Origin of the sequence: Roseomonas elaeocarpi, assembly GCF_042433915.1 — a bacterium.
Classification (GTDB): Bacteria; Pseudomonadota; Alphaproteobacteria; order Acetobacterales; family Acetobacteraceae; genus Roseomonas; species Roseomonas elaeocarpi.
In genome coordinates, this window is sequence record NZ_JBHLUN010000009.1 from 104,490 (window position 1) to 117,704 (window position 13,215).

The 13,215-nt window shown below is 71.5% G+C and carries 12 protein-coding genes; 5 read left to right on the forward strand and 7 right to left on the reverse strand.

Annotated elements, in window-relative coordinates; genetic code table 11:
- Position 1 precedes the first annotated feature (1 nt).
- Positions 2-1,195 carry an inositol-3-phosphate synthase gene (locus ACFFGY_RS14130; RefSeq protein ID WP_377045139.1) on the reverse strand — a complete coding sequence of 398 codons (1,194 nt, stop codon included), beginning with the start codon at positions 1,193-1,195 and terminating at the stop codon, positions 2-4.
- Positions 1,196-1,440: 245 nt separating this feature from the next.
- On the opposite strand from ACFFGY_RS14130, the gene ACFFGY_RS14135 reads away from it, so the two are divergent.
- Positions 1,441-2,433 (forward strand): D-2-hydroxyacid dehydrogenase family protein, encoded by a 993-nt coding sequence (locus tag ACFFGY_RS14135; protein ID WP_377045140.1) that lies wholly within the window; start codon positions 1,441-1,443, stop codon positions 2,431-2,433.
- A gap of 120 nt (positions 2,434-2,553) precedes the next feature.
- Here ACFFGY_RS14135 and ACFFGY_RS14140 read toward each other — a convergent pair whose 3' ends face one another.
- Genes ACFFGY_RS14140 through tkt form a run of 3 tightly spaced genes read right to left on the reverse strand, consistent with a single transcriptional unit; the run spans position 2,554 to position 6,760 of the window.
- Positions 2,554-3,753, reverse strand: coding sequence for a phosphoglycerate kinase (locus ACFFGY_RS14140; RefSeq protein WP_377045141.1), 1,200 nt, complete (start codon positions 3,751-3,753; stop codon positions 2,554-2,556).
- Positions 3,754-3,765: 12 nt separating this feature from the next.
- A complete protein-coding gene (gene gap, locus ACFFGY_RS14145; RefSeq protein WP_377045142.1) occupies positions 3,766-4,788 on the reverse strand; it encodes a type I glyceraldehyde-3-phosphate dehydrogenase in 1,023 nt (340 codons plus the stop codon).
- A 25-nt stretch (positions 4,789-4,813) separates the two neighbouring features.
- Entirely contained in the window at positions 4,814-6,760 is a 1,947-nt protein-coding gene (gene tkt, locus ACFFGY_RS14150; RefSeq protein WP_377045143.1) for a transketolase, read from the reverse strand.
- Positions 6,761-7,060: 300 nt separating this feature from the next.
- On the opposite strand from tkt, the gene ACFFGY_RS14155 reads away from it, so the two are divergent.
- Both ACFFGY_RS14155 and ACFFGY_RS14160 read left to right on the forward strand, forming a co-directional pair.
- Entirely contained in the window at positions 7,061-7,801 is a 741-nt protein-coding gene (locus tag ACFFGY_RS14155) for a VIT1/CCC1 transporter family protein (RefSeq protein ID WP_377045144.1), read from the forward strand.
- A gap of 337 nt (positions 7,802-8,138) precedes the next feature.
- The gene (locus ACFFGY_RS14160; RefSeq protein ID WP_377045145.1) at positions 8,139-9,365 is read left to right on the forward strand and encodes a class I SAM-dependent rRNA methyltransferase; all 1,227 of its coding nucleotides are present in this window, start codon (positions 8,139-8,141) and stop codon (positions 9,363-9,365) included.
- A gap of 71 nt (positions 9,366-9,436) precedes the next feature.
- Here the strand turns inward: ACFFGY_RS14160 and ACFFGY_RS14165 are convergent, their stop codons facing one another.
- The gene (locus tag ACFFGY_RS14165) at positions 9,437-9,982 is read right to left on the reverse strand and encodes a TetR/AcrR family transcriptional regulator (RefSeq protein ID WP_377045146.1); all 546 of its coding nucleotides are present in this window, start codon (positions 9,980-9,982) and stop codon (positions 9,437-9,439) included.
- Between the two features lie 166 nt (positions 9,983-10,148).
- Here ACFFGY_RS14165 and ACFFGY_RS14170 point away from each other — a divergent pair, with 166 nt between their 5' ends.
- Entirely contained in the window at positions 10,149-10,724 is a 576-nt protein-coding gene (locus ACFFGY_RS14170) for a sugar O-acetyltransferase (protein WP_377045147.1), read from the forward strand.
- Positions 10,725-10,812: 88 nt separating this feature from the next.
- Here ACFFGY_RS14170 and ACFFGY_RS14175 read toward each other — a convergent pair whose 3' ends face one another.
- A complete protein-coding gene (locus ACFFGY_RS14175; RefSeq protein ID WP_377045148.1) occupies positions 10,813-11,445 on the reverse strand; it encodes a glutathione S-transferase family protein in 633 nt (210 codons plus the stop codon).
- A gap of 127 nt (positions 11,446-11,572) precedes the next feature.
- Between ACFFGY_RS14175 and ACFFGY_RS14180 the strand changes: the two genes are divergently transcribed.
- On the forward strand, positions 11,573-11,980 hold the full coding sequence (locus ACFFGY_RS14180) for a DUF3293 domain-containing protein (RefSeq protein WP_377045149.1): 408 nt from the start codon (positions 11,573-11,575) through the stop codon (positions 11,978-11,980).
- A 45-nt stretch (positions 11,981-12,025) separates the two neighbouring features.
- Here ACFFGY_RS14180 and ACFFGY_RS14185 read toward each other — a convergent pair whose 3' ends face one another.
- Entirely contained in the window at positions 12,026-12,997 is a 972-nt protein-coding gene (locus tag ACFFGY_RS14185; protein ID WP_377045150.1) for an aliphatic sulfonate ABC transporter substrate-binding protein, read from the reverse strand.
- Positions 12,998-13,215 lie beyond the last annotated feature (218 nt).

Consider the following 13,215-nt stretch of genomic DNA (forward strand, 5'->3'; position numbering starts at 1 on the left):
CTCAGCTGTCCCGCGACAGCCAGTCCATCAGGTTGCGCTGCTGCGCCGGGAAGCCGTGCTCGGGCGGGCGGCCGTCGCGCGTTTGCGGCGCCTTAAAGAACACGCCCAGCTGGTCCTGCGCCCCGCCGTCGCCGCGCTGCTGCGCGAGGTCGAGCACGCGCGCGATCTCCAGCGCCAGCGGCGCCGCCAGCACGCTGTCCTTGCACAGGAAGTTCACCTTGATCTGCATCCGCTGGCCCATGAAGCCTGACACGTCGATGTTGTCCCAGGCTTCCTTGTCGTCGCCGCGCGGGCGGTAATAACGGATATCCACCAGGTGATCCTCGACCGGATAGCCCAGGATGCCGGCCAGCACGTCGCCCTTGGTGTTGAGCTTCGACTGCAGGCTGCTCGGGTCCTTCAGCGCGAGACCGTCGCGGTTGCCCAGAATATTCGTGGAGAACCAGCCGTCGACGTGCAGCGCGCGGTCGCGGAAGGCCGGCGCCAGCACCGTCTTCATGAAGGTCTGGCCGGTCTTGCCGTCCTTGCCCGCCACCGGGACGTTGCGCTGCCTGGCGAACTCCGCCAGCGCCGGAATGTCGGCCGCGAGCGACGGCGTGAAGTTGCCGTAGCCGACGCCTTCCTCGATCGCGGCATAGGCGTAGAGCATCGCGGGCCCGATCGCCGGATGGTTGTCGTCCATCGCCCGCTCAAAGGCGTCGAGCGAGAAGAAGGCCTCGACATCCTCCGGCCAGCGTTCGGTGGAGGCGAGGTTGATCACCACCACGCCCTCGGCGCCGCTGTCCTGGCGGAAGCGCTGGAGGTCGGCGCGGATCTTGCGCACCGCGGCACGATGACCCTCGGCCTCGTACTTGTTGGCGCCGTCGATGTTGCGGCAGAACTCGCCGCTGCCCACCGCCGGCCAAGGCTTCATCGCCGCCATCGACCCTTGCGCCTCGTCGAGCTGAACAGGCGTCAGCACGCCGTGCTCGGCCGCGGCCGCGTGCAGGTCCTGGCCGTTCAGGTCCCAGCCGCCGAACACCATGTCCCCGTAGGGAACCAGGCCGGGCACGGCGACATTGGCCAGCGGCAGTCCGTCGCGCGCGTTGGAGCCTCGCCGGATGGCTTCGATGCCGGCGATTGCAGTGGTCGCCACGGCGCCACCGACACCGACGATGGCCACGCCGAGACGGCGCCCACTCATTGCCACGGACATGAGGTCTCCAAACCAAGTTGTCGCAAGGAAATCGGCCGGTTTCCCGAACCCGCCAATCACGAGAGCGGGAGCGGACGATGTTGCGGCCGCGAGGCGAAACCAATTGCGGGGGTCGCGCACATCGTGCTGCAACGCGGTTCCGCAACCATGCCGTGCAGCCCATTGCCGCAGCGAAGCCAGCCCTGGCGGCGCGGGCATCCTGTGCCAAGATCATCCGCAGAATCCGTGTCCTCCGGAGTCACGCTATGAGTGCCAGCAAGCCGGGCTTCCGCCTCGCGATCCTCGATGACTACCAGGACGTCGCCAGCACCGCCGCCGACTGGGGCGCGCTGCGGGGCAGGGCGGACATCACCGTCTTCACCGGCCCCGCCACCAAGCCGGAAACCACGCTCACGCGGCTGGCACCCTTCGACGCGGTGGTCGCGATGCGCGAGCGCACGCCCTTCGACCGCGCCACCATCGAAGCCCTGCCGCGGCTGCGGCTGATCGCCACCACCGGCGCCCGCAACGCCGCCATCGACCTCGACGCGGCGCGCGAGCGCGGCGTCACGGTGTGCGGCACCGGCGGCGCGAGCACGGCCACGCCGGAGCTCGCCTGGGCGCTGCTGCAATCGGCCGCCCGCCATCTGCCGGCCGAGTTCGCCTCGTTCCGCTCCGGCGGCTGGCAGGTTTCGGTGGGGCGGGAACTGTCGGGCAGGACGCTGGGCCTGCTGGGCCTGGGCAAGATCGGCCAGGCCATGGCCCGCTACGCCCGCGCCTTCGGCATGGATGTCCTGGCCTGGAGCCAGAACCTGACGCCCGATCGCGCGGCCGAGCACGGCGCCACCTGGGTCCCCAAGGAAGACCTGCTGCGACGCAGCGACATCGTCAGCATCCACCTCGTGCTGTCGGAGCGTACGCGAGGGCTGATCGGCGCCGCGGAGCTCGCGCTGATGAAGCCCGACGCGATCCTAGTGAACACCTCGCGCGGGCCGATCGTGGAGGAGGCCGCGCTAATCGCCGCGCTGCGCGAGGACCGGCTGGCCGGCGCCGCCCTCGACGTCTTCGATGCCGAGCCGCTGCCCGCCGTCCACCCGTTCCGCACCATGGGCAAGGTCACGGCGACCTCGCATATCGGCTACGTGTCGCGCGAGAACTATCGCCAGATGTACGGCCAGACGGTGGAGAACATCCTCCATTTCCTCGATGGCCGGCCGATCCGCCTCCTGGGCGACACGGCGTCCTGGCCGGCGAAGTAGCGCGCCCGGCGCGTCGCGGCGGCTGAACGCTCCCATCGTGCTGCCCCGTCGCGGGCGGGCACGAAAAAGGCCGTGGCAGGTGTCCCCGCCGCGGCCCCGATCACCCGAAGCGGTTGCGCCTCAGTGCGTTTCCAGCGCCGCCACGCCCGGCAGGGTCTTGCCTTCCAGCCATTCCAGGAAGGCGCCGCCGGCTGAGGACACGTAGGTCATGCGCTCCGACACGCCGGCGTGGCGCAGCGCCGACACCGTGTCGCCGCCGCCGCCGATGCTCTTGAGGCCCGCGCTGTCGCCCAGCGCCGCGACGCTCTGCGCCACCGCCACGGTCGCGGTGTCGAAGGGCGGCGTCTCGAAGGCGCCCAGCGGCCCGTTCCACACCAGCGTCGAGGCCTGCCGAAGCTTGCCCTCGATCGCCTCCACCGTGTCAGGCCCGACGTCGAGCGCCATCATGTCGTCCGGCACCGCGTCGACCCGCACCGTCTTGGTGGGCGGGTTCGCCTCGAAGCGCGGCGACACCACGAGGTCGCTCGGCAGCAGGATCTCGCAGTTCGCCGCCGCGGCGTCCCGCAGGATCTGCCGCGCCGTGTCGTGCATCTCGGCTTCCTGCAGCGACTTGCCGACGGAATGGCCCTGCGCCGCCAGGAAGGTATTGGCCATGGCGCCGCCGATCACCAGCACGTCGACCTTCCGCGACAGGTTGCCCAGCAGGTCGAGCTTGGTGGACACCTTGGACCCGCCCACGATCGCCACCACCGGCCGCGCCGGATTGCCTAGTGCCGCGTCGAGGGCCTGCAGCTCCTCCTGCATCAGCCGCCCGGCATAGGCCGGGATCAGCTTCGCCACGCCCTCGGTCGAGGCGTGCGCGCGGTGGGCCGCGGAAAACGCGTCGTTGACGTAGACGTCGGCCAGCTTCGCCAGCGCCTGCGCCAGCGCCGGGTCGTTCTTTTCCTCACCCGCGTGGAAGCGGGTGTTCTCCAGCAGCAGCACCTCACCATCGGAGAGCTTCGCCACCGCTGCCTCGGCCACCGGGCCCACGCAGTCGTCGGCAAAGGCCACCGGCTTGTTCAGCGCCTTGCTCAGCGCGTCCGCCATCGGCCGCAGCGACATGGACGGCACGACCTTGCCCTTGGGCCGGTCGAAGTGGGAGCACAGGATCACCCGCGCCCCCTTGTCCGACAGCTCGCGCACCGTCGGCACCAGCCGCTCGATGCGCGTCATGTCGGTGATCACGCCGTCCCGAACCGGCAGGTTCAGGTCGGCGCGAACCAGCACCCGCTTCCCACGCGGGTCGGCGAGATCGTCGAGCGTGCGGAAAGCGGCCATGCGCGTCGTTCCTTACAGCTTGCCGTAGTAGGCCGCGGTGTCGCTCATCCGGTTGGAGAAGCCCCACTCGTTGTCGTACCAGCTCATCACCCGGACCAGCCCGCCATCGACCACCTGCGTCTGCGTGGCGTCGAAGGTCGAGGAATGCGGGTCGTGGTTGAAGTCGATCGAGACCAGCGGCGCCGTGTTGTAGCCGAGGATGCCCTTCAGCGGCCCGCTCTCGGAGGCCTCCTTCATCACCGCGTTGATCGCCTCCTTGGTCAGGCCGTCGGTCTTGGCCGGCACGAAGTCGAGGCTGACGAGCGACACGTTCGGCGTCGGGATGCGGATGGCGGTGCCGTCCAGCTTGCCCTTCAGCTCCGGCAGCACGAGGCCGACGGCCTTGGCCGCACCGGTCGAGGTCGGGATGGCGGAAACGGCGGCGGCGCGGGCGCGGTGCAGGTCCTTGTGCAGCGTGTCCACGGTGTTCTGATCGCCCGTATAGGCGTGGATGGTGACCATGTAGCCGCGCAGGATGCCGAACTTCTCGTGCAGGATCTTGGCGACCGGCGCGAGGCAGTTGGTGGTGCAGGACGCGTTGGACACGATCTTGTCCTCGGCCGTCAGCGTCTCGTGGTTGACGCCGTACACGACGGTCTTGTCGGAGTTCTCGCCCGGCGCCGAGATCAGCACCTTGCGCGCACCCGTGCCCAGCAGGACCTGCGCCTTCTCGCGCGCGGTGAAGATGCCGGTGCACTCGGCCGCCACGTCCACGCCCTGCCACTGGAGCTTGGTCGGGTCGCGCTCGGCCGTCACCTTGATGGGGCCCCAGGTCTTGCCATGGGCCTTGATGGTGATGCTGTCACCCTCGACGATCACCTCGCCGGGGAAGCGGCCATGGACGCTGTCGTAGCGGAACAGGTGCGCGTTCGCCTCGACCGAGCCGAGGTCGTTGATCGCGACGAACTCGACGTCGTCGCGCGCGCTCTCGCAGGCGGCGCGCAGAACCAGGCGCCCGATGCGCCCGAACCCGTTGATGGCAACCTTCACGGCCATGGCGTAGACCCTTCCTTCGCTCTTGTTACGAAATGGACTTGCGCACGGCCGCAGCGATGGCGTCCGCGGTGATGCCGAAATGGGGATACAGTTGTTCCGCCGGCGCGCTAGCGCCGAAGCCCTGCATTCCGATGAAAATCCCGTCAGCGCCGATCCAGCGGTCCCAGCCGAAGCGCAGCGCCGCTTCCACGCCGACGCGCGGCGCGGTGCCCAGCACGGCCTGCTGGTGCTGCACGTCCTGCAGCGCGAACAGCTCCCAGCACGGCATCGACACGACGGCCACGGGAATTCCCTCGGCCTCCAGCGTCTCGGCCGCGGCCACCGCGATATGCACCTCGGACCCCGTGGCGATAATCGTGGCCTTCCGCTCGGCGGAAGCCTCGCGGATCACGTAGCCGCCGCGGGCGGAGCGGTTCTCGCCCGCATCGTCGCGCAGCGCGGGCAGGTTCTGCCGACTCAGCGCCAGCACGCTCGGCCCGTCCTGGCGCCGCACCGCGATCTCCCAGCATTCCGCGGTTTCCAGCGTGTCGGCTGGGCGGAAGGTGCACAGGTTCGGAATGGCGCGCAGCGAGGCCAGCGTTTCCACCGGCTGGTGCGTCGGCCCGTCCTCGCCCAGCCCGATGCTGTCATGCGTCAGCACGTGGATGGCGCGGATGCCCATCAGCGCCGCCAGCCGCAGCGACGGCCGCAGGTAATCGGCGAACACCAGGAAGGTGCCCGAATACGGGATGACGCCGCCGTGCAGCGCCATGCCATTCATCGCCGCCGCCATGCCGTGCTCGCGGATGCCGTAATGCACGTAGCGCCCGGCGAAGTTGTCCGGGTTGATCGAGGGGATGCCCTTGACGTTGGTGTTGTTGGACCCGGTCAGGTCGGCCGATCCGCCCACCATTTCCGGGATCGCGGGCACCAGCACCTCCAGCGCGCGCTGCGAGGCGATGCGGCTGGCGATCTTGGGCTTGTCCTCGGCGACCTTGGCCTTGTAGGCGGCGAAGCTTTCCTGCCAGCCTTCCGGCAGGCGGCCCGCCACGGCGCGCTCGAACTCGTCGCGCTGCGGGTGCTTGGCCAGCCGCTTGAGCCAGGAACGGCGCGTGCCGGCATCGCGGCGCCCGGCCGCCTCCCACTCGCCCTTGATCCCTTCCGGGATCTCGAAGGGCGCGTGGTTCCAGCCCAGCGCCGACTTGGCGGCCGAGGCCTCGTCCGGTCCCAGCGCCGCGCCGTGGCTGGCGGCGGTGCCGGCCTTCTTGGGCGCCGAGAAGCCGATGATGGTGCGGCAGGCGATGATCACCGGCTTGCGCGACTTCTGCGCCCAGCTCAGCGCCGAGGCGATCTCCTCGTGGTCGTGGCCGTTGATGCGCCGCGTCGCCCAGCCATAGGCGCGGTAGCGGGCCAGCACGTCCTCGGTGAAGGACACCGCCGTGTCGCCGTCGATCGAGATGTGGTTGTCATCCCACAGCACGCAGAGCTTGTTCAGCTTCAGGTGCGCCGCCAGCGACGAGGCCTCGTGGCTGATGCCTTCCTGCAGGTCGCCGTCCGAGGCGATCACCCAGGTGCGGTGGTCCACCAGCGACTTGCCGAAGCGCGCCGCCATCATCCGCTCCGCCATGGCGAAGCCCACGGCCGTCGAGATGCCCTGGCCCAGCGGCCCGGTGGTCATCTCGATGCCCGGATGCTCGCCGTATTCGGGGTGGCCGGCGGCGGGCGAGTGCAGCTGCCGGAAGCGCTTGATCTCCTCGATGCCCATGCCCGCCTGACCCGTGAGGTGCAGCAGCGCGTACATCAGCATGGAGCCGTGGCCGGCCGACAGGATGAAACGGTCGCGATCGGCCCAGCGCGGGTCGTCGGCATCCATCTTCAGGAAGCGGGTCCACAGCACCGTCGCCACGTCGGCCATGCCCATCGGCATGCCGGGATGGCCGGACTTGGCCTTTTCCACCGCGTCGATCGCCAGCACCCGGATGGCATCGGCCATCCGCCGCTGTGCCGTGGCGGGTTGCGCCAGGATGGCGGCCTGTGCCGCGAGGGAGGGGTTCGGCGGCGCGGGCGCCCCGGAATCTGGTTCAGCAGTGGCCAAGGCAGGGTTCTCCGACGCCGCCCCTCATAAAGGCGCGCGGGCGCCTCGCCAACCCGACCGGGCCATCCCTCGCGCCGGGCCCGTCCGACGCCGCCGCGGTTGCGACGGCGACGCAAAGTCATTATCAATAGCGAAAACAAAGCGGTAACGCTGTTTTGGGGTTGGGCGACGCCGGCGGCGGCGCCTAGGCTGCGCCGCATGGACGCCGTTCTCGCCGACCCTGATTCCCTGCCGCCGATGCCGGCCGGACCCCCGCACGGGGAAGAACACTTCACCGCCTCGCAGACCGTGCGTGACCTCGTGATCGGCACCGCCGACGGGCTGACGGTGCCCTTCGCGCTGGCGGCCGGGCTGTCCGGCGCGGTGGCCGCCAACGCGGTGATCGTCACCGCCGGCCTGGCCGAGATCGCGGCGGGCTGCGTGGCGATGGGCCTGGGCGGCTTCCTCGCCGCCCGCACCGAACTCGACCACTACCGCAACGAGCGCCGCCGCGAGGCGGAGGAAACCGTCCTCTACCCGGAGCGCGAGCGCTGGGAGGTCATGGCCGTGTTTCACCGCGACGGGCTGCGCGGCCCGGCGCTGCAACAGGCCACCGACGCGATCTGCGCCGACCGGGAACGCTGGATCGACTTCATGATGCGCCACGAGCTGGAGCTCAGCGCCCCCGACCCTGCGGAGGCGCCGCGCTCGGCGGTGACGATCGGCGGCGCTTACGTGGCGGGCGGCCTCGTGCCGCTGCTGCCCTACGTGCTGCTGGCCGACACGCACGCGGCGCTGCAACTGTCCTGCGTCCTCACCGGGCTGGCGCTGCTGGGCTTCGGCTGGCTCAAGGCGCGGGCGATCGGGATGCCGCCGCTTCGCAGTGCGCTGCAGACGGCGCTGATCGGCGGTCTGGCGGCGGGCGTGGCCTACCTGGTGGCGCGCTGGGTGGGCAGCTGAGGCAGGGCGTTTCCGGCCACCGCCAGCACCCCTGAGGCAGCAGGCGGGGACACCGGGCGGAACACCGCGCGGGGGTGCCAGGCCGTGATGGCCGGAGCACGAAGGCCAGGTCGCAGGGCTCAGGTGGCAGACGCCGACTCACGGGCGCCAGATCACAGGCGCCAAGTCGCTGGGGCCAACTCACAGGGGCCAACTCACAGGAGCCAGATCACTGGGGCCGCGTCGCAGGGCAGGGCACCGGGGACAGGGCGCCCGCACCCTTCACGCGGCGCCGGCACCAGCGTTGCGCGCGCGCACATTGCCACCGCGCGCCCGCACCGGCATGGTCCGCCGCCCCATGACCGATCCCCAAGCCGACACGGCCGCCGCCTCCCGCCCGGAGGGCCGCTGCCCGACCCTGCGCCTTCAGCCCGGCCGCGACCGCCGCCTGCGCGCCGGCCACCCCTGGGCCTTTTCCAACGAGATCAACATGACCGCCGCCGCGCGCGCCCTGCCGCCCGGCAGCGTGGTGCGGCTCGAGGGCGATGACGGCACCCGCTTCGGCACCTTCCACTTCAACCCGCATTCCCTGATCGCCGCCCGCCGCCTCTCGCCCGACCCGGTAGCCGTCATCGACCGCGGTTTCTGGCGCGCCCGCCTCGCCGCGGCGCTGCGGCTGCGCGAAAAACTGCGCGACGCGCCCTATTACCGCCTGGTCCACGCCGAGGCCGACGGGCTGCCGGGCCTGGTGATCGACCGCCATGGCGAGGTCGCCACGCTTCAGGCCAACACCGCCGGCATGGAAGCGGCGACGTCGGAAATCCTGGCGGCGCTTCTCGACCTCATCCCGCTGCGCGCCGTGGTGGCGCGCAACGACAGCTGCGTCCGCGCCCTGGAAGGACTGCCGCTGGAAAGCCGGCTCCTCCATGGCCAGGACGCTTCGGCCACGATCGAGGAAGGCGGCGTCCGCTTCACCGTGGACCCGGATGCCGGGCAGAAGACCGGCTGGTTCTACGACCAGCGGCCCAACCGCGCCCGCGTCGCGGCGCTGGCGGCGGGGCAGACGGTGCTGGACGCCTTTACCCATACCGGCGGCTTCGGCCTCCAGGCGGCGCGGGCAGGGGCGGAGCGCGTGACGCTGCTGGACCGTTCCGAGCACGCGCTCGACACCGCGCGCCGCACCGCCGAAGCCAACGGGCTGATCGACCGGGTGGAGTTCCTGCGCGGCGACGCGATGGAGGTGCTGGCGCGCCTGCGGGACCAGAACCGCAGCTTCGGCGTCGTGGTGTCGGACCCGCCGGCCTTTGCCAAGTCGCGCAAGGACCACGACGCCGCGATCCGCGCCTATGCCCGCCTGGCGCGCCTTTCGGCGGCGCTGGTCTCACCCGGCGGCTTCCTGTTCATCGCCTCCTGCTCGCACCACGTCGGCACCGGCGAGTTCACCGACGCCGTGATCGAGGGCATGCGACGCGCCCGCCGCGACGGCCGCATCCTGGGCATTCACGGCGCCGGGCCCGACCACCCGGTCCACCCGGCGCTGCCCGAGAGCGCCTACCTCAAGGGCGTGCTGCTGCAGCTGGACTGAGTACGGGGCGGGGCACACTCCGCCGGGCGCCGACCCGACGGCGGTCCCGCCACCCGGCCCGCGCCGGTATCTCAGCCCACCAGCCGGCGAACGACGGAGCGGACCTCCTCCCGGTCCGCCGGCCGCGCATCCACCGAGCGGTGGATCGACAGCCCCTCGATCATGGCGTCGAGCACCCTGGCCGTGTGCGGCGGGAAGTGCTGCTCAAGCGCCACGCGGCTCTTGCGCATCCAGCCGCGCATCACGTCCTGCAGCGCGGGCCTGCGCGCGGCAAAGGCGTAGAGCTCGTAGGTGAGCAGCATGTTGCGCGGCGTCGCCCAGCCTTCGCCCATCACGATATCCACCACTGCCTCGCAGGCCTCCTCGGGGCCGGTGGCCGCCGCCAGCCGCTCCGTGAACCGCGCCGAGACCGTGTCGGCGAGCAGGGTGAAGGCCTCCGTCAGCAGGGCGTCCATGCCGCTGAAATGATAGGTCATCGAGCCCAGCGGCACGTCCGCCGCGGCGGCGACCCGCCGGTGCGTCGTTCCCGCGACCCCGAATTCGGCGATCACGTCAAGCGTGGCCGCGACGATCCGGGCGCGGCGATCCGGATCGTGGCGTCGCTGGGCAGCGGGCACGCAGGTTCCCCCGGTTGATCGAGAGCCAGGATGGCAGAGGCCGTGACTTGTGCCCCAGGCTATGTGTACATATGTACGCATCGGCCGGGTGTCACGGCCACCCTGCGCGAAACGGCAGCCCCGGGCGCCGCGTCCGGCAGGGCAGGGGCCGCGCGAGGAAGAAGGCATGACCATGCGAAGCCAGAAGCAGCGGATGCTGGCCGGCGAGCTCTACACCGCCGACGATCCCGAGCTCGCGGCCGACAACCGCCGCATCTCGGAATGGATGGACCGCTACAACCGCACCAACACGCTGACGCAGGCCGAGCGTCAGGCGCTGCTGGAGGAAGCCTTCGGCAGCGTCGGCGCGAACTGCAACATCCGCCCGCCCTTCCACTGCGACTACGGCTACAACATCCGTCTCGGCCGCGGCGTGTTCCTCAACTTCAACTGCTGCATCCTCGATGTGGTCGCGGTCACGATCGGCGACGGCACCCAGATCGGCCCAGGCGTGCAGATCCTCACTGCCGATCATCCGCGCGACCCGGCGCAGCGGCGCGCAATGCTGGAGTTCGGCCAGCCGATCCGCATCGGCGCCAATGTCTGGATCGGCGCGGGCGCACTGATCCTGCCGGGTGTCACGGTGGGCGACGACGCCATCATCGGCGCCGGCAGCGTGGTCACGCGCGACGTGCCTGCCGGCGGCGTCGCGGTCGGCAACCCCGCCCGCCTCCGCCCGCCGCGCGTTGCTCCGGTCGTGTGAACCGTTCGGCAGCAAGGTCGGCTGAACCGGGCCACCTCGAACCGATCGGGTGAACCAGGTCGCCGCGGGCCAGACGGGTGAGCCTGCCTCAGGGCGCCTCGCCCCAGACCTCCAGCACACGGCGCACCGCGGGCCGCGCCTTCATCCGCTCGAAATGCGCGGCGAGGTTGGCGGGCAGCTCGATCCCGACCTGCGGCGCCCAGCGCTCGCAGTAGAACAGCGCCGAGTCGCCGATGCTGTAGCGGTCCCCCGCCACCCATTCCCGGCCGGCCAGCCCGGCATCGAGGATGGCGAAACCCTGCTCCACCATCTCCCGCCCCAGCGCCTTGACCGACGAGGCGCCGAGCCCGGCTTTGTGCACGAGGTCCGGCGGCTCGAACTTCGCCGGCATGAAGATGCGGCCGAAGCCCTGGGCGTGCAGCGTGCCCACGGCGTAATCCATGGCCTCCCGCATCCGCGCCTCGGCCTCCGGGTCCTCAGGCAGCAGCCCGGCCTCCGGGTGCTGGCGGGCCAGCCAGGTCGCGATGGCGCCGTATTCCGTCAGCACCGAGCCGTCGTCGCGCTCAACGGTCGGAACCTTGCCCTTGGGGTTGATGCGCCGGAACGCCGGCTCCGACAGCGCCGCCACCGGCAGTTCCTCGGTGGTGTAGGGAGCACCGATCTCTTCCAGCACGACGTGGATGCCGATCGCGCAGGTATGCTGCGCACGGTAAAGCTTCATGGGTCGCCTCCTCGGCCACGGGGTTCGACGCGCCGCGACGGGCAAGGTTGCAACGGAGGAGGGGACGCATGGGCGCGGCGGCCGGCGCGGCGGGATACGGGAACGGGGCCGTCGTGGCGCTGCACCGTTGACCACCCGCCGCGCGACGCTGGAGCCCGCCTATCGCCGCACGCCCTATCGCGTGGACGGCCCCGCTGGCCCGGTGGTGCTGCGCATCGGTCGGCGCGACCCGGCCGCCGCGGCGCTGCTGCGTGCCCTGCGCGTGCGGGAGGCCGTGCTGCTGACCGCCGACAACCCCGCCAGTCGACGCCGCGCGCCCGGCTGGAACCGCCGCGCCGCGCGACGGCTGGCGGACGCGACACACCGCGTTCCGACCCTCGCGGGCTGTTCCGGCACTGGGCGCTGGCAGGAGGCGCAGCGCCTCCTGCCCCTCGACGCCCGGCGGGGCGCCGTGCTGGCCCGGCGCTTCGGGCAGAACGCCTTCGTGCTGCTGCGCCACGGGCAGGCGCCGCAACTCCGCTGGGTCGCGCGCTGAGAAGCCGGACGCCGTGTGCCCTTCTGCCCCGTCCGGCCCCGCGCCTCAGCCGGCGGCCAGGCTGAAGCCGGTGTCCAGCGCATCCGCCACGGCGATCCGCTGCCGGATCACGCCGTAGCGCGCGGCGCGGTCGGCCGCCGCCTGCAGCTCCGCCACCACGGCGGCGTCGATCGGGATCGCCCGCGTCGCCTGCCTGCGAAAGGCCGCCTGCACCGGCGCCTCGGGCAGCCGCGTCAGCCGCGCATTGGCCGCGGCATAGGCATCGACGTTCCCGGCCGCCCAGCGCCAGCCCGCCTGCTGCGCCCGCAGCAGCTCCGCCAGCTGGTCCCGCCGCTCCCGCAAGGGACGCTGGTGCGCCGCCAGGAAGCTCACGGTGGGCGTGATGCCGGTGCCGTCCTCGATCACCCGGGCCCCGAACTGCGCCACCTCGATCGACACGTAGGGCTCCCAGATGGCCCAGCCGTCCACCGAGCCGGAGCGGAAGGCCAGCGCCGCCTCGGCCGGCCCGAGTGCTGCGGGCTCCACGGCATCCAGCGGCAGCCCCGCCCGCTCCGCCGCCGCGAGCAGCAGGAACTGCCCCCAGCCGCCGCGATTGGCCGCGACCTTCCTGCCGCGCAGGTCCGCCAGCCCGCGCGCCGCGGAGTCGCCCCGCACCAGGATCGCCTGCGAGCGCGGATCGGCCCGGGTGGCGGCATAGGCCCGCACCGGCGCGCCCGAGGCGAAGACGCCCAGAAAGGCCAGGTCGCCCATGGTGCCCACGTCCACCGCCTCGGCCGACAGCGCTTCCAGCAGCGGAGCCGCCGCCGGGAACTCGCTCCACTCGATCGGGAAGCTCAGCTTCGCGGCCTCGCCCGAAGCCTCCAGCAGCGAGCGCAGCCCGCCCTTCTGATTGGCCACGCGCAGCGGCGGCGCCGCGGCCCGCGCGAGGTGCGGCCGGGCCAGTGCTGCGGCGGACAGGAGGCCCGCCGAGGCGAGCAGGAAGGAGCGTCGGGCGGACCCGGGCGGCGTCTGGTTCATGCGCCCCATCTTCGCCGCGACGCACCACGATCCGCAGTAGCCGTGGCGTGCAAAGATCGGCGCCGGAGGGGATGGTTCTGCTTTCCGGAGCCCGAGCGGGAGCCGAAAATCGTTTTTGCCCTCCGCCGGTGCATCCGGAAGAGGGCTCGGAAGATGCTCATGGTCACGGGCCGGACGCGGCGCCGTCTTCGGCTGATGGCATCGTGGCGGCCGCTGAG